This window comes from Streptomyces albireticuli (assembly GCF_021228125.1).
GTDB lineage: Bacteria > Actinomycetota > Actinomycetes > Streptomycetales > Streptomycetaceae > Streptomyces > Streptomyces albireticuli.
Genome location: NZ_JAJQQS010000020.1, coordinates 26,889 through 45,585, shown reverse-complemented (window position 1 = coordinate 45,585; position 18,697 = coordinate 26,889). Strand labels below are relative to the sequence as shown.

Here is an 18,697-nt window from a genome sequence, read left to right as displayed (position 1 = left end):
GGTGGGGCATCAGCCGGCTTCGGGGCGCCACTTGGCGCCACCGCCGATGATCGCTTCGGCTTCGACCTGGACGACGTCCTTGCCGAGGATCTTGAGGTCGTCCGTCCCGCTGTTCGACTTCTTCGTCAGCTTCGCCCACTTCAGGATGGCGTCCCGGAAAGGCGGAGTGGTGTAGTCCTTGTACTGCCCCGGGGAGTACTGGAGCTGGACGGTGACGGTGTAGTCCTGCTTCTGCCCCGCCGCCCACTTCTGTGTGAAGGCCTTGGCGAACAGGCCGAACCGTGCCATCTCCGCCGTCATCCGGGCGATCACGTGCAGCGCGGCCTCGGCCCCCGCGGTGTCGCCGCCCCTGCCCGCGACCACGTCCCCGAGGTAGCCGTGGAGCTTGGCCAGCCGGCCTTCCATCGTCTCCCGCGACAGGGTTTCCTTGTCCGCGCCGCTTCCGTACTCGGCCTGCACGAAGTCCGAGCCCTTCCGCAGGGTCATGCCGTCGGGGATCAGCCTCACCCGGCCCGCGTCGTCGAGTTTCCTCTCCTTGTCGTCCCAGGCGCCCATGAAGTCCGTGCCGCCGTCACGCGTCCAGCCGCGCAGGTAGAGGTTCTGCTTCCGGAAGTAGAGCTGGACCGTCCGCTCCGCATCCAGCCGGACACCGATCCTGAAGAAGCGCGCGTCGCCGGCCTGCCCCGCCGTGAACGTCGCGTACCGCTGACGGAGGAACACCAGCATTTCGCTGACCCGTTTCGCCCCCGCGGCACTCGCCGGACTGAAGTCCAATGCGTTGTCGAAGATGTCTTCCTGTACCAGGGCCATGCACAAACCCCTCCCGCCCCAGGTGCGGCCGATACGCCGGCCGCTCATGAAGTCACATCGGGGGTATGCCCGACAAGTATGCGCCAGGGGCCGGCGACGCCTTCCGGACATAGATGAACCCTAAACAAAATAGAGGGCTCCGCTGAACGTCCGTTTCGGCCGCCGAAAATCAGCCTGCCGACCGGCGCGCCACTCCCGACGGCGCCGTGCCACACCGTGCGACCTGCGACGACACCTCACGGAATACCGATGGAGTGACGCGGCACACATTCACGGGAAATCAATCGGAAGGAGTTCGCAGGGGTGACGCACGTCTCCTCGCGGCGGTATTGATAAACGACCGGGAATCAATTCGGCGGAAACTCCTTACAGAAAACCCCGACACACCCGGCGGCAGTCACTCGAAGTGACAACCCCGACGGTATCCGGCCTAGGTGCGCCGGACATGCGTAAACGGTGGTGCACACGCCCCGGACCAGGCGCTTCACCTCTCGGCGAAAAGACCGGAAGATCGCACGCCGCTTGGGGTCAACGCGCGTTGCGCACGTGCCCGCTCACGACGGAGGCTCTCGTCACCGCAGCTCAGCGGGCATTTCGAGGGCCGGTGCGGGTAAACCGCGCGGCCCGGCGCGGAAACGCCGAGGAGCTGGCACATTGACCGGCCCTTGCCGATTCCCGTCTTTGACGCCCGCCTTCCGGTGACCGTACGTTTCTCTCGTGTTCGGCGGTCGCTTCGTGAACGCAACCGAATACCCGGCAAATCCCCCGCCCAGGGAGACCGCCGAACACGTCCCATCGAATTTCGCCGAGCATCATCGATTCCCTCATTCCTGCATCCGGAGTGAAAGGACAACCGCTATGACCGCTGTCGAAACCACGGGGCTCGCCCCGCAGCCGCCCGCCGGCGCCCTGGCCACCGCGCCGTTCACGGTGAACCCGGGAGGACCGCCCGAGGTGGTGCTCACACCCGCCGGCGAGACGGGGTACCCGGGAGTGCTCCTGGAGCAGACGGGCACGGACAAGGTGCCGTCGCAGGACGTCTACGTGGCCCTTCCCCGGGGCAAGGGCCTCCGGTTCGTATCCGAAGGCGGAAACGACTACCTGCTGACGGTAATGAACGCCAAGGGGCAGACCACCTACCGCGGGATCCTGTCGTCGGACGGCCGGGCCCTCACCTTCGAGAACGTCGACCCGGCCCTGTCGGGGAAGGGATCGACGTCCACGGCGTGGCTGTCGGTGAAGGCTTCCGACAACGCCCGGCTGGGAGCCACGTACCTGACCTTCTGCGTGGGCGACCGGACATCGGGGTCCACATCGGTCCGCGTCGTGGACCACATCCCCTTCTCCGTGGCTCCCGGAGGGCCGCCTGACGTGACGCTCGATCACGCCCATCCGGTCGGCTACCCGGGCGTGGTCCTGACGGCCGGGAGCGACGGGACGGTCTCCGCGCAGGACGTCTATGTGGCGCTCCCCTGGCAGAAGGAGCTCCAGTTCTTCGCCGAGGGCGGGCCCGGATACCTGCTGACCGTCCAGGACAAGCACGGGAACCAGAAGACCTACCACGGGATCCCGTGGTCGCACGGGCAGGCCCTCACCTTCCAGGGCGTCGATCCGGCGCTGTCCGGAGCGGGTTCGACGTCCGTCGCCTGGGTCGCGGTGAAGGCCGTCAAGAACGCCCCGCCGTCGAAGGACCCCATGACCCTGACCTTCTGCGTGGGCGACCGCGCCTCGGCCTCCACGCCCGTCCAGGTGGACCAGCAGCCCTGACGACCGCCGCCTCGCGCCCATCCGGAAGGAGCAGATTCAGGTGAACACGGTGACGGCCCGCCCGCCCCGACCGGCGGCGTCCGCCAGGCCGCGCGGTATGTCCATCGTGGCCCGGGTGTACGGATACCCCCCGGCCCACAACGCCGGCTCCGAGTGGATGCTCCACTCGATGCTGCGCCCGCTGACCGAGCGCGGCCACCGCGTGACGGTGTGGCTGTCGCACCCCGGGACCATCGAGAAGCCCTACGACATCGACGGGGTGCGGGTCGTCCCCTACCAGGCGGGCGCCGACTTCGCCGCCGAGGCCCAGCGGGCCGACGTTCTCCTGTCCCAGTACGAGAACGTGCCCATCGTGTCGGGTCTGGCCAAGGCCCGCCGGATACCCGTGGTCGTGATCTGCCACGACAACTTCGCCTCCAGCTTCCACGACGCGGCCGGAGCGGACCTCGTCGTCTACAACAGCGAGTGGATCCGGCGCGACGGCGAGATCCACTACGGGCGGTACCCCGAGGAGTTCCTGCCCCGGCGCACGATCGTCGTCCGCCCGCCCGTCATCGCGGAGCACTACAGCACCACGCCGGGCGACCGCGTGACCCTGGTGAACCTCAACCCCGACAAGGGCGGCGACATCTTCTGGCAGATAGCCGCCTGGTCGCCGGAATGGGAATTCCTGGGGGTGCGCGGCGCCTACGGGAAGCAGACCGAGCCACCGACGCGCCTGCCCAACTGCGAGATCGTCGACGGCGTACCCGGGAACGAGATGCGCGAGCACGTCTACGGCCGCTCGCGCGTGATACTCATGCCCAGCCTGTACGAGTCCTGGGGGCGCGTGGCCGTGGAGGCGTTCGCGTCCGGCATCCCGGTGATCGCCCACCCCACCCCGGGCCTGGTCGAGGCCCTCGGCGACGCGGGGATCTTCGCCTACCGCGACGACCTCAACGCGTGGCTGCACGCCCTCCGTTCACTGCGGGATCCGGACAACTGGGAAAAGGCCTCCCGCCGGGCCAAGGCCCGCTCCGCCGAGCTCAGCGCGACCCCCGACCTCGGCCTCTGGTGCGACGCCGTCGAGTCGCTGTACGACGCGAGGCGGCGGAAGTCCTTCCGCGTGGCGGGCGCGCCGCACGCCTCGACGCCCCTCTCCGCGAGCTGAGCGACGCGTCCGGGAGGAGCGCCGGCCCCGCGCCGGGTCGGACCGACCCGGCCGCCGGGAAACTCCACGAGTCGCGGCCGCGGCACTCCGTGCCCGCGCGAACCGCGGCCCTGTGGGTCGAAGAGACGGCGGTGATGTGCCGTCACCCCGCGAGGCGACGTGAAGTCGCCCGCGCCGTCCGACGAAGGAGAAAACCGTGACAACGACCTTCCCCGTTCTGCAGACCCCCACCGCGGACAGCGGCAACCCCAATCCCAACCTGGTGAGGGACGGCGGATTCCAGGACGCGCCCAAGTTCCTGGAATCCGAGTACAACTACCTCAACGCGGTCGCCCACGCCGGAAACGTCTACCTCGCCCAGTGGGACTACGGCAGCAACGGCGAGAACCTCGGCAACGACCGGGGACCGCGGGAGAACTACATCGACGTCCGCAGCCACAGCTACGCGTTCGACCAGAACCCCTGGCGGGACGCGTCCCACGGCAGCAACTGCGTCGACCTCATCGGCGCCGGCGACCTGTGGCACGGTTTCGTGGGCCAACGCGTCTCCGGGCTGATCCCCGGAGCCCGGTACGACGTCGCCTTCCTGGCGGGGGCCGCGTTCGCCCAAGGCAGCCCGCATCCGGTGCGGATGCAGTACAGCATCACGGACGGCTCCTCCCCGTACGCGGACAGGACCTCGGCACTGGACAGGGCTCTCGTCGAGGTCCGGGCCGCCGACACGACGGTCGTGGGCGGTATCTGGGCGCGGTACTGGGAGCAGCACCGGCGTTCCTTCACCGCCGTGTCGACGGAGGCCTACATCAAGTTCGCGGACGACACCCAGCTCGGGTTCTACTCCGGCGCGCAGCTGGCGGATGTGTCCGTGCGGCTCCACGACTCGGGCTTCTCCGTGTCACCGAGCGGGGACCCGATGCCGCTGCCACGCGACGGCAAGACCTACTACCCGGGTGTGCACCTGCAGGCCGGTGAAGAGGGCGACGTCTCCCGGCAGACCGTCCGGGTGACCCTCCCGCCGGCGACGGGCCTGCAGTTCGTCCCCGAGAACAACAACCTGGTTCAGCTGATCGTGCGGGACGACTACGGGAACGAGTCGCGCTACGACGAGACCCTGCCGCGGCAGGGCCAGACCGTCACCTTCGAGAACATCGACCTGGCCTTGTCGGGGAAGGGCTCGAATTCCCTGGTGATGATCGCGGTGAAGGCTCTCGCCCACGGTCCGGCCCGGGACACCAGCCTGACCTTCGTCGTGGGCACCAAGAAGTCGGCTTCCACCTCCCTCCGGGTTCAGGCCGGATGACCTTGGCGGTCCTCCCGCCGGAGGACCGCCACGGAGCAGCCGGAGCCACGCGACGCCGTGGCGGAGCAGGCGGCTGACACGAGCGGGCACCCCGGGCCGACCGGCCGGAGCCCCCGGAGCGCATCGGTGCTCCGGGGGCTCTCCCCTGCCCCCGTCGCAGTACGACCTGGACACGGCCCTCATCTCCGGCCCGAGGAAGGGCCGGTCCCCCAGGGTGTCGCGGGCCTGTGCGGTGCACTGCGGCGTGACGAGGTGCGGGATGGCGCCCGCTGTCGAACAGGGGTCCGTCCTCGGCGAGGGAGACCCCACCGTCACACACCTTCACGCACCCCGCTTCCCGACGGATCCTGCGGAAGCCCCACGCCAGGGCCGCAGCCGCTGAGGAACGCCGCTGCTTCAGCCGTGGCGGGCGGGGCGTGCGGCTGCGAGTTCGCGTTCGAGGGGGGTGCGATAGCAGGGGGTGACGCGGGTGCCGTCGAGGAAGATGGACAGGCGCTGGACGGCGTTGTTGATGAGGGCGCGGGTGTGGCGGCCGGGGTCGGTGAGGAGGTGGTGGTTGATATGGCCGCCGGGGTGCTGGGCCCAGGCGCCGATGATGCGGCCGTCGGCCCAGATGGTGGGGCCGATGTTGCCGTTGCGGTCGAAGAGGGCCGGGGTGTGGGCGGGGTCGAGGTAGAAGTCGCGGTGGCGCCAGCCCATGGGGGTGGGGTCCAGGCCGGGCAGCAGGGCCACCCACGGCTCCGGCTCGCTGTCGGTCTCGGCCGGGGGCTGGTTGTCCTCGGGGAGGAGGTAGCCGGTGCCCTCGTCGAGTTCGACGGCTTCGGCGCCGGTGGCGGCGACGGCCTTGCGGGTGTCGGTCAGCGTCCAGCCCGTCCACCACTTCACATCCGCTTCGGTGACAGGCCCGAACGCGGCCAGGTAGTGCCGGGCCAGCACGGCCCTCGCCTCGGCCGCGGGCACGGCGGGGAACGGTTCGGCCCGCTCCCAGCGGTACTGCGCGGAGGTCCACGAACCGGCCGGGCGGGTACGGCGGACGCGCCCTTCGGCGGCGAGGGTGCCCAGGACCGGGGCACTCACGCGCCGGCGGGTCTCGTACGGCTTGCCGGCGTTGACGGCGTAGTCCTCGCGCAGGTCGGGGACGTCCGCGGCGAGTTCGGCGGCGGTGGCCCGGCCGCGGGCGGTCAAGGCGGCGAGGGTGGCCTTCTCCACGGCCGCGTAGCGGGCCGGTGACCAGCCCAGCGTGGCGCGCAGGTGCTCCACGGCGGCATCGCGGTCGCGACCCGCGTCCTTGGCGGTGGCGGCGTGGAGGGCGGGCGCGAGGTGGTGGGGCGTGACGAACATGGTGCGGCGCATGCACCGGATACGGGCGAGCGGGGGCGTCGCGCCGTAGAGGGCGTGGTCGACGGCCGCGGCCGTGGGGGCGGACATCCGGGCGGCGGCGGAGAGGAAGACGGTGGCGGGGTCGGTGGCGTGCAGACCTATGAGGGCCTCCGCCACTTCCCGCGGGCCCGCGGCCCGGCGGTCCGGAGCGAGGAGGTGCCGCGCGGCGAGCCGGGCACGGCGTTCGGCGGGAGTGATACGGCGCAGGGCGGTCATCGTGCGGGTCTTTCGGGTTCGCGGAGGCGGTGTGGTCAGCGGACCAGGCTGAGGTTGAAGTGCTCGTGGCCCAGGGCGCGTACGAGCGTGAGGTAGAGGGGCTGGAGCATCTCGGTGGCACGTGCGGTGGTCAGTTCGCCCAGGTCGACGATGTCCTTCCACCCGTAGGCGGTCAGCAGTTCACGGACCTGGGCCTTGGCGTCGGCGTCGTCGCCGCTCAGGAACATGGTGTGGTCCGCTCCGGCGAGGGAGGCGGGGTCGGCCATGAGACGGGCGGCCATGTTGAAGGTCTTGACGACACGGGCGGCGGGGAAGGTCTCCTTCGGCAGGGCTTCGGACAGCCGCCGGGGGCGGGATGCGGGAGGGAAGCGCGGGCCGGTGCCGGGCCGCAGGTGGGGCAGGACCCGGCACCGGATCCCAAAAGGGACGTCAGTACTGCCAGTTGGCGGCAGGGCTGATACAGAACGGCTGGCCCGACGGGTCGAGCAGGACCGTCCACTGTCCGCCTCCGGGCTGGTGGTCCGGCTTGGTCGCGCCCAGCTCCAGCAGCCGCTTCTCCCCCGCCTCGACGTCGTCGAAGGACAGGTCGAGGTGGAAGGGCAGCTCGTCCTGCGGCCAGTTCGGCGCCTGGTAGTCGCGGGCGGTGTAGAAGGTGTAAAGGACGCTGCCGTCGGCGTCACTGACCAGGAACGCGGTCGGCACGCCTTCCTCGTTGGGGTATTCCCGCACGAGCTGGTAGCCCAGGGCGGCGGCGTAGAAGGTGGCGAGCTCTTTGCCGTCGCGGGCCCAGAAGGCGTACGAGGCGACCTTGGCGGTGGCGGCGGAGGTTGCGGTCGTGGTCATGGCGCTCACCACTCCCGCTTCTGCACGACGCCGATGACGTAGCCGTCGGGGTCGGCGAAGTAGAAGATCGGCTGGCCGTCGTGGGTGCCTTCCTTCACGGCGTCCACCAGGGGGCGGATCCCGGCGACGTAGGCGTCGAAGTCGTCGACCGCCAGGTAGAACATGCCGAACGCGCCGACCGGGGTGTCCTTCAGGACCGGCAGCCAGTCACGCAGGTGCGCGTCGCGGTAGACCATCAGCGCGAACGCGTCGCCGAAGAGCAGCGAGCGGATGTCATCGTTCGGGTCGTCGCCGGCCGGCAGGGCCGTGAAGCCGAGCTTCTCGTAGAAGCCGACGGACGCGCCGGTGTCCTTCACACCGAGGCAGGGGGCGATAGCGGGAGCCTTCATGGGGGGCACTCCTTGAGCCTTGAGGGGGAACCGCGGGGGCCTTCAGAAGCGGGGGCCCGTCCCGCGGGAACGTCGCGGGGCACTCGCCTCCGCCGTTCAGTACATTAGTACCGTACTGGAGCGCCAAGGGATTGCGCAATACGGACATCACACCTTTTTGGGATGCATGGAAGCCTCGCCCCGGAGAGGTGCGGCAAATCCCCGCGCGGGCGATAAGGGCAGGCGACCCCAGCCGCCCCCTGGAGACGGGAGCCGGCGGAACGGGGTTTGGCGAGCAAAGAAGTACACATGTACTGTAAAGTTGAAGCGTCTCCGTGGAGAGGACCGGACATGCCCACCGACCAGCCCGCCCGCCGCCGGCGTGACCCTCAGAAGCGGATCGAGGAGATCACCGCGGCCACCGAGCAAGTCATCGCCGAGCGCGGCATCGAGGGCCTCACGCACCGTGCCGTCGCCGAGAAGGCCGGCGTCCCCCTGGGAGCGACCACCTACCACTTCGCCACCAAGGACGACCTGATCACCGCGGCCCTCCAGCGCGCCGTCGACCGCTACGCCGCCTACCTTCAGGACTGGGCCGCCCGACGCCCCGGCCTCACCGCCGACCAGCTGACCGTCCTGCTCACCGACGCCCTTCTGGACTGCTTCGGCCCCCAGCGCGACCAGCAGGTCCTGGAATTCGAGCTCTATCTCGCCGCCCTGCGCCGGCCGGCCCTGCGCCCCGTCGCCGACCAGTACATCCAGCTCACCATCGACACCCTCGCCCACTACACGGACCCCGTCACCGCCACCACAGCCGCCGTCGCCATCACCGGCCTCACTCTGCGCGGCCTCGCCGGCACCCAGACCCCCACCCGCACCGAGATCGAGACCTGCCTGCGCCGCCTCCTCACCCCCTTGCCCCCCGCTCCCCCGCACGACAGCCGCGTCTGACGCGACAACGGCGGACTCCCGGCAGGCACCGCGCCCCGGAGCGCCTTCACCCCGGCAGGCCCCTGGCCCGGGCGGCCGTGCCGGGCCGCGCGCTCACTTGGGCGGGAGCTCCGCGGTGACGTCCATGGCCCATTGCAGCCAGCCGTCCAGAACGTCGTCGTCGAGGGTCTCCTCCGCCAGCACGACCCACCCCCGCTGCTCCTTGCCCCGCATCACCAGCGGCCTGGCCCCGGGGTGCTCCAGGGCCTCGGCGGTCCGCTCCTTGCCGACACGCACCATCAGGCCCTCGTCGTAGAGGTTGGCCAGCGCGTTCCCCTGGAAGAGGAACGTCAGCCCGCTGAACATCTTCTTCGCGACCACCCCCTCCGGCTCCAGCCGTTCCCTCACGCGTTCCGCGAGTACTTCGTCGTAAGCCATGGCTCCACCCTGTCGTCGGACAGCCCGGAAGGGCCCGCTGTGGTCATCGTTTCCACCGGCCGCCGGTGCGGCCAACGGTCGTGCGCCGGGAGGGCGGGATCGCCCTCCCGGCGGCCGGAGCCGCGCGCATCTCCAGGCCGAACTTGTCGGTGAAGAACGCCTTGGCCGTGTCCTGGTCGAGCACCCGGACGGTGGCCGTGTTCAGCCCAGTAATCATGATTTTTTCTATCTGCGCGGAACATCCGGACGTGTCCCACGCTAGAGGCCCTTTAGGACACCTCACGTCACCAATGCCTGGCAGCCTGGAGAACATGACCCAGGACCTGCCCGCCCGCATGCTGCGCCTGCTCTCCCTGCTCCAGACGCGCCGCACCTGGTCCGGCACCGAACTGGCCGAACGGCTCGGCGTCACCCTGCGCACCATCCGCCGCGACATCGACCGGCTCCGCACGCTCGGCTACCCCGTCAAGGGCACCACCGGCACCGCCGGCGGCTACCGCCTGGCCGCCGGGGCCGCCCTCCCCCCGCTGCTCCTGGACGACGAGGAGGCCGTGGCCGTCGCCGTCGCCCTGCGCACCGCCACCAGCGGCGTCGCCGGCATCGAGGAGACCGCCGTGCGCGCCCTGGCCAAGCTCGAACAGGTCCTGCCAGCCCGTCTACGGCACCAGGTGGCCGCGATCCAGGCCACCACCGCCCCGCTCCCCGTCCCCTGGAGCACCGGCCCGACGGCCGACCCCACCGTCCTGGCCACCCTGGCCGCCGCCTGCCACGACCACGAGACCGTCACCTTCACCTACCGCACCGGCAAGGGAGAGACCGGACCGCGCCGGGCCGAGCCGCACTCCCTGGTGGCCGCCACTCCCGTCTGGTACCTCGTCGCCTACGACACCGGCCTCGGCGAATGGCGCCTCTTCCGCGCCGACCGCCTCACCGACCCCGCCCCCACCGGCCACCGCGTCACCCCTCGCGCGCTGCCCGCCGCGGACGCGGCCGCCTACGTCGCCGCGCGCCTGGCCGCCGCCCCCGCCCGCTACGCCTTCCACGCCGTGGTCCCGGCCGACGCCGCCACCGTCCGCGCCCGCACCCACTCCCTCCCCGACCGCGTACGCCCCCTCGACGACCACACCAGCACCCTCGACCTCGCCGCCGACAACCCCTTCCACATCGTCGAGCAGCTCCTCACCGTCGACCTCGGCCCCTCCGACACCATCGGGGGCACCCCCGAACTCGCCTCACACCTCGAACAGTGCGGACAACGCCTGCTGCGCGCCGCACGCGCCCTCGCCGGGCAGGACGACGAGGGTGGCGGGGCCGGCAGGACGAACGGGAACGGGGCCGTGGGTCCGTGAAACACGGACCCACGGCCCCGCATGACAGTGCGGCCTCGACACGCCCTGCGAAAGCAGCGGATCAGAGCCTTTCCCGGCCAGAGGCCACGCGTTGGGCCGCGGCTGCGACATCTACTCCATAGACCACGGCCGCGCGTGCGAGCAGCGCCACGTGGACCGTACACAGCGTCAGCAGCCGCCCGAGGGGGCCGGGGCGCCGACGCCGATCCGGAGTGTGGCCAGGGCCGCGCAGCATCCGCGGCCCGCAGTCTCGTCGGCTTCGGGCTGGTCGGCTTCGGGCTGGTCGGCTTCGCGCTGGTCGGCTTCGCGCTGGTCGAAGAGCCCGGCGCCGCCGCACACGCCGGCCTCGGGCAAGGTCAGCTCGACGCGCTCGGCCGCCTCCTGATCCCCTGCCAGGGCGGCGGCGACGGAGCGGACCCGCTCGTAGCCGGTCATGGCCAGGGACGTCGGAGCACGGCCGTAGGACTTCATGCCGACGAGGTAGACGCCCCGGGCAGGCCGGCCGAAGCCGATCAGCGTGGCGGACGCCGGACCGGTCCAGTCGCCGTAGCCGAGCAGGCGCAGGCGCGGTTCGGCCGACGCCCTGGCGCCGTCGGTGGGGATGCTCCCGCGAGGGTCGCGCAGGCCGAGTGGGGCGAGGTGGGCCAGGGCGGGGCGCGATGTCGCCGAGGGCGGCGACACCTGCGGTGTCGTCGAGCCCCGCCTGGCCGCCGCCGATCACCACCACGTCCACCACGTCCACCAGCCGGTTCACGAGGCCGCCGCCCGTTCGCGTACGGGCGAGCAGGGGCGGCACCGCAGCGGCGCCCGGCCACTGCCCAGGTGCCGGTCCTGCAGATCCCGGCCGGTGCCGGCGTGGGCCTGGCATATGGCGGCGCCGCAGGTCAGGCAGATGCCGACGACCGGGACGGTCCGGTCCCGGTCGTGGCAGTCCAGGCGGTTCACCCGGCGGCCCCGGCCGGCTCGGGCGCGGTGAACTTCCGCCGCCAGGCGAGGGAGACGTAGACCAGGGCGACCAGGACGGGCACCTCGATGAGGGGGCCGACGACGCCGGAGAGGGCCTGGCCGGAGGTGACGCCGAAGGTGGCGATGGCGACCGCGATGGCCAGCTCGAAGTTGTTGCCCGCCGCCGTGAACGCCAGCGTCGCCGTGCGGTCGTAGGCGAGGCCGACGGCCTTGCCTAGAGCGAAGGTGCCGAACCACATGATCGCGAAGTACGCGAGCAGCGGCAGCGCGATACGGGCGACGTCGCCGGGCCGGGAGGTGATCGTCTTTCCCTGGAGGGCGAAGAGGATCACGATCGTGAACAGCAAGCCGTACAGGGCGAACGGGCCGATCTTCGGCAGGAACTTGTTCTCGTAGTCCGCCCGGCCCATCTTCTTCTCGCCGATGCGACGGGTCAGGAAGCCGGCCAGCAGCGGGACGCCCAGGAAGATGACGACGTTCAGGGCGATCTTCCACATGGAGATGTCGAGGTGCTCGCCGTCGCCCAGGCCGAGCCAGCCGGGCAGCAGGTCGAGGTAGAGCCAGCCCAGCAGGCCGAACGCGATGACCTGAAAGACGGAGTTCAGCGCGACCAGGACAGCGGCGGCCTCCCGGTCGCCGCGAGCCAGGTCGTTCCAGATGATGACCATGGCGATGCAGCGGGCCAGGCCGACGATGATCAGGCCGGTGCGGTACTCGGGCAGGTCCGGCAGGAAGACCCAGGCCAGTGCGAACATCACGGCCGGGCCCAGGACCCAGTTGATGACCAGCGACGAGACCATGAGCTTCTTGTCGCCGGTGACGGCGTCGAGCTTGTCATAGCGGACCTTGGCCAGCACCGGATACATCATGATCAGCAGGCCGACCGCGATCGGCAGCGAGATGCCGCCGATCGCGACCTTCGCGAGCGCGTCGTTCAGCCCGGGAATCAGGCGGCCCAGCCCAAGGCCGAGGCCCATGGCGATGAGGATCCAGACCGCGAGGAAGCGGTCGAGGGTGGAGAGCTTAGCGACGACCGAGGCTTCTCCCGTTGAGGCGGGGGCCTCGGTGCGGGTCACGGGCAGGACCTCTTCCGGTCAGCGGCGGTGCGGGCGTGCTCGGCCAGCTCCGTGAACTGCCCGGCGAGAGCGGCGATGACCTCGGGCTTCAGCTTGTAGTAGGTGAACCGCCCGCAGGGCTCGGTCTCCACGACACCGGCCTCCCGCAGCACCTTCAGGTGGTTGGAGAGGTTGGTCTGCCGTGCGCCGGTCTCCTCCACCAGGTGCGTGGTGCACAGGGTCTCGTGGGCGAGCAGGGTCACGATCTTCAGCCTGAGCGGGTCCGCGAGAACCCGGATCAGATCAGTGTCGACTGACGTCATCATGGACTGATACTCTCACATCAGTGGCGACTGATACCAGTGGATGCTGATACCACGCTTCCTTTCCCTCTGTGAGACAAGAGAGACCCTGATGCCCGAGAAGCCCTCCGTTCTCTTCGTCTGCGTCCACAACGCCGGCCGCTCCCAGATGGCCGCCGCGTGGCTGAGCCACCTGGCGGGCGACCGCGTCGAGGTCCGCTCCGCGGGCTCCGCCCCGGCCGACAGCGTCAACCCGGCGGTCGTCGAGGCCATGCGCGAGGTCGGCATCGACATCACCTCCCAGACCCCGAAGATCCTCACCGTCGACGCCGTCCAGGCGTCCGATGTGTGCATCACCATGGGTTGCGGCGACGTCTGCCCGGTCTTCCCCGGCAAGCGGTACCTGGACTGGAAGCTCGAGGACCCGGCGGGCCAGGGCGTCGAGGCCGTCCGCCCGATCCGCGACCGGATCAAGGTCCTGATCAAGGGCCTGATCGCCGAGATCGCCCCGGAGACATCCGCATGAGCGGCGAGGTCCGCGACGTCATCGTCACAGGCTCCGGCCCCGCCGGATCCTCGCACCGAGCTGTTCACCGGCCGGCTCGCCACTGACGACGACGGCTACCTGAAGGTGACGGCGCCCTCGACCCGTACGAACGTCCCGGGCGTGTTCGCCGCGGGCGACGCGGTCGACCACGGTGCCGGGGCGCCACCTACCGCCAGGCGATCACCGCCAGCGGCACCGGCTGCTCCGCCGCCCTCGACGCCGAGCGGTACCTCGCCGCACCGGCCGACGGCGAGCCGACCGAACCCGAGAGGGAGGCCGTGGCCCTGTAGAAGCCGCCCGGGGGCGTGCGGCAGGCCGCCTCACGTGGTTCGCTCGCCGGCGCGCGGGTCAGAGGGCGAGCAGGTCTTTGCGGGGGCCGCCGAGCGGGCCGCCGCTGTCGAACAGGGGGCCGCCCTCGGCGAGGGTTCCGGTGTCGACGGCCTGGAAGCCGGCGCTGTCGGCCAGGTCGGCAACCTTCCGTTTCGCGGCGGCGTCGTCCCCGGCGAGCAGGACGAGGCGGCGCCCGCCGTCGACGACGGGATCCTCGGCGAGGACCTGGGCCGGATAGGTGTTGAAACCCTTCACCACGAGGGCGCCCGGAAGGAGCGAGGCGACGACCTCGGTGGGCGCACGGCCCCCGGTGTCCGCGTGCTCCAGACCGTCCGCCGTCTCCCGCAGCGGGTTGACCGGGACGAGGACGGTGCGTCCCTGCCAGGAGGAGACCGAGGCGATCGCGCTCTCCTTCTGGTCCCACTGGACGGCCAGAACGACGACGTCCCCGAAGTCGGCCGTCTCCTGCGGCGTCCCGGCCGACGCGTTCTCGCCGAGCTCACCGACGAGCGGAGCCAGGGTGTCCGGGCCGCGAGAGTTCGCCACCTTCACCTGGTGCCCGGCCCGTGTGAAATGCCCGGCCAGCGCCTTGCCCAGACGGCCGGTGCCGATGATTCCCACCTTCATGGCCCCACCGTCACACACCTTCCCGCACCTCGCCTCCCGACGGATCCTGTGGAAGAACCACGTGCCGTTGAGGAACGTGTCGGACACACGGCGCCCTGTGGAGTCCTCCACCTGGGTGACGTGGACGCCTCTGACGGGATAGTGCCAGGACACGCCGCACCGGCAGGTCCGCGTCCGCGTTGCCGGTGGACATGTCGACTCAGGCCAGTGACTGGATTTGATCACTGTTGGTGATGCGGTCGGGACCCTAGGGTGATCATGTGGCCCGCGGTGCGCGGGAGTTGCGATCAGAGAAGGACGGATCCAGGGTGACGGTCAAGATCTTCGAGGGCAGCGGCGTCGTGGTGTGCCCGAAGGGCTGGTACGCGCTGTACGAGCACGAGGACTTCAACGCCAAGGAGCGTGGCCGCGTCCTGCTGGCCGACCAGTCGCTGGGCGATGTGCGGGCGTTCGGTTTCGAAGGCCGTGTCCTGTCGGTGGTGGATCACACCGAGCAGAGCCTGGCCCTGCACGTCGAGGCGGACTTCAAGGGCTTCGCCGCCCAGGTGGGCCCGCGCGACGAGCTCGCGTCCATCGCGGACAAGGACACACGGGAGATCGACGACCTCGGTGCCATCGTGGGTGCCTCCCGCACCACCCTGGGCCCGGCGCTGAAGAACCGGACGGCCTCCATACGCGTCTTCCCGCACGGCACGGACGCCGCCCAGGTGCAGAAGAACAAGCTGCCCGTCGAGGAAGGCACCTACATCCTCACCAACGTCGCCAGCGGCAAGGTGCTGGACATCCTGGGCAACGAGCAGGAGAGCGGCGCGAACGTCGGCCAGTACACCCGCCACGGCGGAGCGAACCAGCAGTGGACGTTCAAGGCCGTACGGCGCGTCGGCCGCCAGTCCCCGTGGGACGTCACCGGCGTGTACGAGATCACGTCCAAGGCCAGCGGACTGTTCCTCGACGTCGACAAGGCCGGTCTCCAGGACACCGCCAACATCCAGCAGTGGACGGGTAACGGCGGCACCAACCAGCGCTGGTGGGTCACCCCGGTCGGCGACGGCGTCTTCGTGATCAGCAACGTCCTCAGCGGCAAGGCCGTGGACGTCGCCGGCATGTCGATGGACAACAGCGCGAACGTCCAGCAGTACACGTTCAACGACACCGACGCGCAGAAATGGCGCCTGGAGCGCGTCTGACAGCTGACGGTGCGGCCTGAAGCGCCCGCGGCGGACCGTGGCGGCCGGGATCGCGAAGCCGATGCCGGGCGAAGCCGCCCCCGGCCGCCGCCCGTCCACGACGGGCGGCGGAGTGACGGGCCCGGCCGTACGGTGGAAACACTGCCGGGGGCCGGACGTGAGGAGAGGCTCGTGCCCACCATGAGCGGTACCGCCAGTGTGTACATCGAGCGCTCGCCGGAGGCGGCCTTCGCCGTGCTGGCCGACGCGGGCAACTGGCCCGCCATCAACCGTGGCGTCACCCTGCGGATCACCCCGGTGACGGGCGATCCGTCCCGGCTCCTGGCGGGTGGGGACACGTTCGTCGAACACGCCGCGGGGCCGGAGGATACGGAGTACACCTTCCCCTGGACGGTCCAGGAAGCGACCCCGAACACCCGCCTGACCATCGTCTCGCAGGCGGAACTGGGCACCGGGAACCACTGCTGCCAGACCATCACCTACGAGTTCGCACCCTCCGGCACCGGCACCCTCTTCACCCGCACCATCCGCGTCGACTTCCCCGACGGCCTCCTCGAATCGGCCCCGAAGAGCCAGGCCGACTCGTTCCAGAACTACCTCGGGCAGCAGTACACGATGGCCATGATGTTCAAGAAGCACCTTGAGGAACGCCACTGACCGACCCGTAGCCGCCCCGGTCGGCTCACTGGCCGCGGAAGAACGTGGCCGTCATATGGATCATCGTGCCCTTGGCGGGGTCGACGATCGTGTCGTACGCCCGGTGCTGGGCGAAATCCTCCACCTGGGTGACGAACAGCCCCGTCTTGGGCTCGTGCCAGGTCACGGCGTACTGGCAGGGCCGCAACCGCGTGCTGGTGTACGTGATGTCCTGCGTCAGCCCCTGGGTCCCCGCCGGCCCCTGGGTCACCTTGATCGTCGCCCGGCTCTCATCGGTGAAGTGGATCGTGGCCACGAACGGACCCGGGCCGATGGGAGTGTCGCTGCCGAAGTCCAGGGTCCACGTCTGCCCGACGGCGGGCATCGCCGCGTCCTCGTACTCCCGCTCCCAGCCGCGGCACTCCACCCCGCCACGCGGCGCGGGGAGCTCCTGCGCTTCGGCGGGGAGAGTGCCCGTGCAGCACAGGGCCAGGGACAGGGGCACGGCCACGCGGATGAACCGGGCGATCTTCATGGAGGCTCCTTACACCCCCTACCGTCAGGAACACAGCCCTCCTTGGCCGGATCGGCTGCACCGGCATTCCACCACGGCCTCCCCCGGACGGCGACTCCAAGGGCGCGCCGTCGGCATCGAGGCCCGCCGGCGACGCGGACAACGTCGGGGAGCGCGCGGCCATGGGCGCAGGCATGATCCCCACTCCGGCGCGGGAGAGGCGGCGAGTACCGGTCGGCCCGTGACGACGGCCCGGTAGCAGTGTGACCCCAATGTGCCCCGCGAAAGCGGCAGATCAGCGCCTTCGCAGGTCAGAGGCTATGAATTGGGCCGCAGGGTCCACACGACCGTCATCTCGCCGGTCACCGCGCCGTCCTCGCGGGTGATCGCGACGCGGACCGGGAACTCGGGGCGCTCCCCCGCGTCCAGTTCGGCGACGACCTCGGCGGCCGGGCGGCCGAGCTCGGCGGTGGCGGTGACCGGGCCCTTGGCGAGCTTCTTGTAGCCGATCTCGGCACTGACGGCCAGCGGCACGGCGCGGCCGAGCTGGTCGCCGAAGGCGGCCAGGACGATGGCGCCGCTCGCGGACTCGGCGAGGGTGAACATGGCTCCGGCGTGCGGGCCCCCGACGTGGTTGTGGTAGTCGGGCTGGTCGGGGAGGCTGACGACGGCGCGCTCCGGGGTGATCTCGCCGAAGGCGAGGTTGAGGGTGCGCACCATGGGCACGGTGGCCGCGAGCATGTCGCCGATCGAGGGCTTGGTCTCAGACATAGCCGCAAGTTACCAGTCGGTAGCCTCGGCGGGAAGGGGCGCCCGTCACACAAGACACCGACTGCCTCTATGGTTATCGGCCATGTGGCCAGGACAGCAGCCGCCCGGGGGCGAGCAGAACCCGCAGGACAAGAACCCGTACCAGACGCCGGGGCCTCAGCCGGGGTTTCCACCGCCGAACCCGTATCAGCAGCCGGGGTACGCGCAGCCCGGCTACGGGCAGCAGCCCAACCCGTACCAGCAGCCCGTCGGCGCCCAGCCGGCCGGTCAGCCCGGGCAACCGGGACAGCCGGGACAGCCGGGACAGCCGGGACAGCCGATGCAACCCGGTGTCGAGCCGGGCACGGTGCCGCAGTGGAACGCCGGCGGCCCGCCCGGTGCGCCGCGCCCGCCGGGTGACAACCGCAAGCGCACCACGGTGATCGCGATCGGCGCGGCGGTGGCCGTCGTGGTCGCGGCCGTGGTCACCGGTGTCGTCGTGCTCAAGGACGACGACAAGGAGAACGTGGCGCAGAGCGACACACAGCCCTCGTCGTCCGCGCCCGCGCCCGCCTCCTCGGCCCCGTCCCCGTCGGGCTCGGAGGCTCCCCTCGACAACCCGCGCAGTGGCGGCGAGGAGGTCAAGCCGGTGATCGACGGCTGGAAGGTCGTCACCAACCAGAAGCGGCACGACGCCTTCGACGTCCCGGCGGACTGGACCGTGGAGTCGCCCTCGCAGTCCATCGGCTTCGAGGACGAGAAGGGCAAGGGCCTGGTCCTGATGAGCGGCACCGCCCGCTACAAGAAGGCCGGCTGCGCCGGCCGGCCGAACGGCAGCCTGGGCGCCGCGGGCACGAAGGGCGCCCAGGGCGCCAAGAGCATGGCCAGCGCCGCCAAGATCGAGGCGGAGAACTGGCTCATCGCCGGCTACGACCTGAAGCAGACGGGCAAGCTGGAGAGCACCGACGCCAAGCCCTTCAAGAGCGACCACGGGCTCACCGGCTACACCTCCACCGCGACGGTGACCGGTGTGACCAAGAACGACAAGTGCGACACCGACGGCAAGTCCTTCACGGTGACGTACAAGGACTCCGCCGGGGACCTCGCGACCTGGGTGCTGCACGCGGCGACCGGGACCGGTGACGATCTGTCGGACGACACCATCAAGAAGATCATGAGCTCGCTCCGGCCGCTCAAGAGCTCCTGACCCGGAGTTCCGGACGGACGGAGCG

The 18,697-nt window shown here is 70.6% G+C and carries 22 protein-coding genes and 2 pseudogenes; 10 read left to right on the top strand and 14 right to left on the bottom strand.

Annotated elements, in window-relative coordinates; translation table 11 throughout:
* Positions 1–9: 9 nt before the first annotated feature.
* A complete protein-coding gene (locus LUZ64_RS29750) occupies positions 10–810 on the bottom strand; it encodes a ribosome-inactivating family protein (RefSeq protein ID WP_170116683.1) in 801 nt (266 codons plus the stop codon).
* Positions 811–1,668: 858 nt separating this feature from the next.
* On the opposite strand from LUZ64_RS29750, the gene LUZ64_RS29745 reads away from it, so the two are divergent.
* The 3 genes from LUZ64_RS29745 (at position 1,669) to LUZ64_RS29735 (ending at position 5,027) form a co-directional block, all read left to right on the top strand.
* Complete coding sequence (locus LUZ64_RS29745; RefSeq protein WP_095579541.1) at positions 1,669–2,577, top strand: hypothetical protein; 909 nt, start codon at positions 1,669–1,671, stop codon at positions 2,575–2,577.
* A 40-nt stretch (positions 2,578–2,617) separates the two neighbouring features.
* Positions 2,618–3,727, top strand: a complete 1,110-nt coding sequence (locus LUZ64_RS29740) for a glycosyltransferase family 4 protein (RefSeq protein WP_372472047.1) — start codon at positions 2,618–2,620, stop codon at positions 3,725–3,727.
* Between the two features lie 196 nt (positions 3,728–3,923).
* Positions 3,924–5,027: a carbohydrate binding domain-containing protein gene (locus LUZ64_RS29735; protein WP_095579542.1), complete on the top strand. Its 1,104-nt coding sequence runs from the start codon at positions 3,924–3,926 to the stop codon at positions 5,025–5,027.
* Between the two features lie 396 nt (positions 5,028–5,423).
* Here the strand turns inward: LUZ64_RS29735 and LUZ64_RS29725 are convergent, their stop codons facing one another.
* From LUZ64_RS29725 to LUZ64_RS29710, 4 genes are all read right to left on the bottom strand, one after another.
* Positions 5,424–6,623, bottom strand: coding sequence for a winged helix DNA-binding domain-containing protein (locus tag LUZ64_RS29725; protein WP_095579543.1), 1,200 nt, complete (start codon positions 6,621–6,623; stop codon positions 5,424–5,426).
* Between the two features lie 35 nt (positions 6,624–6,658).
* Entirely contained in the window at positions 6,659–6,904 is a 246-nt protein-coding gene (locus LUZ64_RS29720; protein ID WP_095579544.1) for an NAD(P)-binding domain-containing protein, read from the bottom strand.
* Between the two features lie 148 nt (positions 6,905–7,052).
* Entirely contained in the window at positions 7,053–7,466 is a 414-nt protein-coding gene (locus tag LUZ64_RS29715; RefSeq protein WP_095579545.1) for a VOC family protein, read from the bottom strand.
* A gap of 5 nt (positions 7,467–7,471) precedes the next feature.
* On the bottom strand, positions 7,472–7,855 hold the full coding sequence (locus LUZ64_RS29710) for a VOC family protein (RefSeq protein WP_095579546.1): 384 nt from the start codon (positions 7,853–7,855) through the stop codon (positions 7,472–7,474).
* Between the two features lie 330 nt (positions 7,856–8,185).
* Here LUZ64_RS29710 and LUZ64_RS29705 point away from each other — a divergent pair, with 330 nt between their 5' ends.
* A complete protein-coding gene (locus LUZ64_RS29705; RefSeq protein WP_095579547.1) occupies positions 8,186–8,785 on the top strand; it encodes a TetR/AcrR family transcriptional regulator in 600 nt (199 codons plus the stop codon).
* 93 nt (positions 8,786–8,878) lie between these two features.
* Here LUZ64_RS29705 and LUZ64_RS29700 read toward each other — a convergent pair whose 3' ends face one another.
* Together LUZ64_RS29700 and LUZ64_RS29695 are read right to left on the bottom strand one after the other, a co-directional pair.
* Complete coding sequence (locus LUZ64_RS29700) at positions 8,879–9,202, bottom strand: TfoX/Sxy family protein (RefSeq protein WP_095579548.1); 324 nt, start codon at positions 9,200–9,202, stop codon at positions 8,879–8,881.
* 43 nt (positions 9,203–9,245) lie between these two features.
* Positions 9,246–9,419: a VOC family protein gene (locus LUZ64_RS29695; protein ID WP_170116684.1), complete on the bottom strand. Its 174-nt coding sequence runs from the start codon at positions 9,417–9,419 to the stop codon at positions 9,246–9,248.
* Between the two features lie 94 nt (positions 9,420–9,513).
* Here LUZ64_RS29695 and LUZ64_RS29690 point away from each other — a divergent pair, with 94 nt between their 5' ends.
* A complete protein-coding gene (locus LUZ64_RS29690; protein WP_232390442.1) occupies positions 9,514–10,551 on the top strand; it encodes a helix-turn-helix transcriptional regulator in 1,038 nt (345 codons plus the stop codon).
* 168 nt (positions 10,552–10,719) lie between these two features.
* Here the strand turns inward: LUZ64_RS29690 and LUZ64_RS29685 are convergent.
* From LUZ64_RS29685 to LUZ64_RS29670, 4 genes and pseudogenes are all read right to left on the bottom strand, one after another.
* Positions 10,720–11,208 (bottom strand): annotated as a pseudogene (locus LUZ64_RS29685) (hypothetical protein); the annotation flags it as partial.
* Between the two features lie 93 nt (positions 11,209–11,301).
* The gene (locus tag LUZ64_RS29680; RefSeq protein ID WP_095584472.1) at positions 11,302–11,496 is read right to left on the bottom strand and encodes a hypothetical protein; all 195 of its coding nucleotides are present in this window, start codon (positions 11,494–11,496) and stop codon (positions 11,302–11,304) included.
* Positions 11,493–12,593 carry an ACR3 family arsenite efflux transporter gene (gene arsB, locus LUZ64_RS29675; RefSeq protein WP_095584471.1) on the bottom strand — a complete coding sequence of 367 codons (1,101 nt, stop codon included), beginning with the start codon at positions 12,591–12,593 and terminating at the stop codon, positions 11,493–11,495. Before arsB ends, LUZ64_RS29680 begins: the two co-directional genes overlap by 4 nt.
* Complete coding sequence (locus tag LUZ64_RS29670) at positions 12,590–12,898, bottom strand: ArsR/SmtB family transcription factor (protein ID WP_095584470.1); 309 nt, start codon at positions 12,896–12,898, stop codon at positions 12,590–12,592. The genes arsB and LUZ64_RS29670 overlap by 4 nt, the downstream gene beginning before the upstream one ends.
* Positions 12,899–12,986: 88 nt before the next feature.
* On the opposite strand from LUZ64_RS29670, the gene LUZ64_RS29665 reads away from it, so the two are divergent.
* Together LUZ64_RS29665 and LUZ64_RS29660 are read left to right on the top strand one after the other, a co-directional pair.
* Complete coding sequence (locus LUZ64_RS29665) at positions 12,987–13,400, top strand: arsenate reductase ArsC (RefSeq protein WP_095584469.1); 414 nt, start codon at positions 12,987–12,989, stop codon at positions 13,398–13,400.
* Positions 13,401–13,445: 45 nt separating this feature from the next.
* Positions 13,446–13,711 (top strand): annotated as a pseudogene (locus tag LUZ64_RS29660) (NAD(P)/FAD-dependent oxidoreductase); the annotation flags it as partial.
* Positions 13,712–13,769: 58 nt separating this feature from the next.
* Here the strand turns inward: LUZ64_RS29660 and LUZ64_RS29655 are convergent.
* Entirely contained in the window at positions 13,770–14,378 is a 609-nt protein-coding gene (locus LUZ64_RS29655; RefSeq protein ID WP_095584473.1) for an NADPH-dependent F420 reductase, read from the bottom strand.
* A 308-nt stretch (positions 14,379–14,686) separates the two neighbouring features.
* Here LUZ64_RS29655 and LUZ64_RS29650 point away from each other — a divergent pair, with 308 nt between their 5' ends.
* Positions 14,687–15,565 carry an RICIN domain-containing protein gene (locus LUZ64_RS29650; RefSeq protein ID WP_170116935.1) on the top strand — a complete coding sequence of 293 codons (879 nt, stop codon included), beginning with the start codon at positions 14,687–14,689 and terminating at the stop codon, positions 15,563–15,565.
* Positions 15,566–15,745: 180 nt separating this feature from the next.
* Positions 15,746–16,222, top strand: coding sequence for an SRPBCC family protein (locus LUZ64_RS29645; protein WP_232390445.1), 477 nt, complete (start codon positions 15,746–15,748; stop codon positions 16,220–16,222).
* A gap of 25 nt (positions 16,223–16,247) precedes the next feature.
* Here LUZ64_RS29645 and LUZ64_RS29640 read toward each other — a convergent pair whose 3' ends face one another.
* Complete coding sequence (locus tag LUZ64_RS29640; RefSeq protein ID WP_095584466.1) at positions 16,248–16,736, bottom strand: MoaF-related domain-containing protein; 489 nt, start codon at positions 16,734–16,736, stop codon at positions 16,248–16,250.
* A 297-nt stretch (positions 16,737–17,033) separates the two neighbouring features.
* The gene (locus tag LUZ64_RS29635) at positions 17,034–17,486 is read right to left on the bottom strand and encodes a DUF4442 domain-containing protein (RefSeq protein WP_095584465.1); all 453 of its coding nucleotides are present in this window, start codon (positions 17,484–17,486) and stop codon (positions 17,034–17,036) included.
* 82 nt (positions 17,487–17,568) lie between these two features.
* On the opposite strand from LUZ64_RS29635, the gene LUZ64_RS29630 reads away from it, so the two are divergent.
* Complete coding sequence (locus LUZ64_RS29630) at positions 17,569–18,672, top strand: DUF8017 domain-containing protein (RefSeq protein ID WP_095584464.1); 1,104 nt, start codon at positions 17,569–17,571, stop codon at positions 18,670–18,672.
* Positions 18,673–18,697 lie beyond the last annotated feature (25 nt).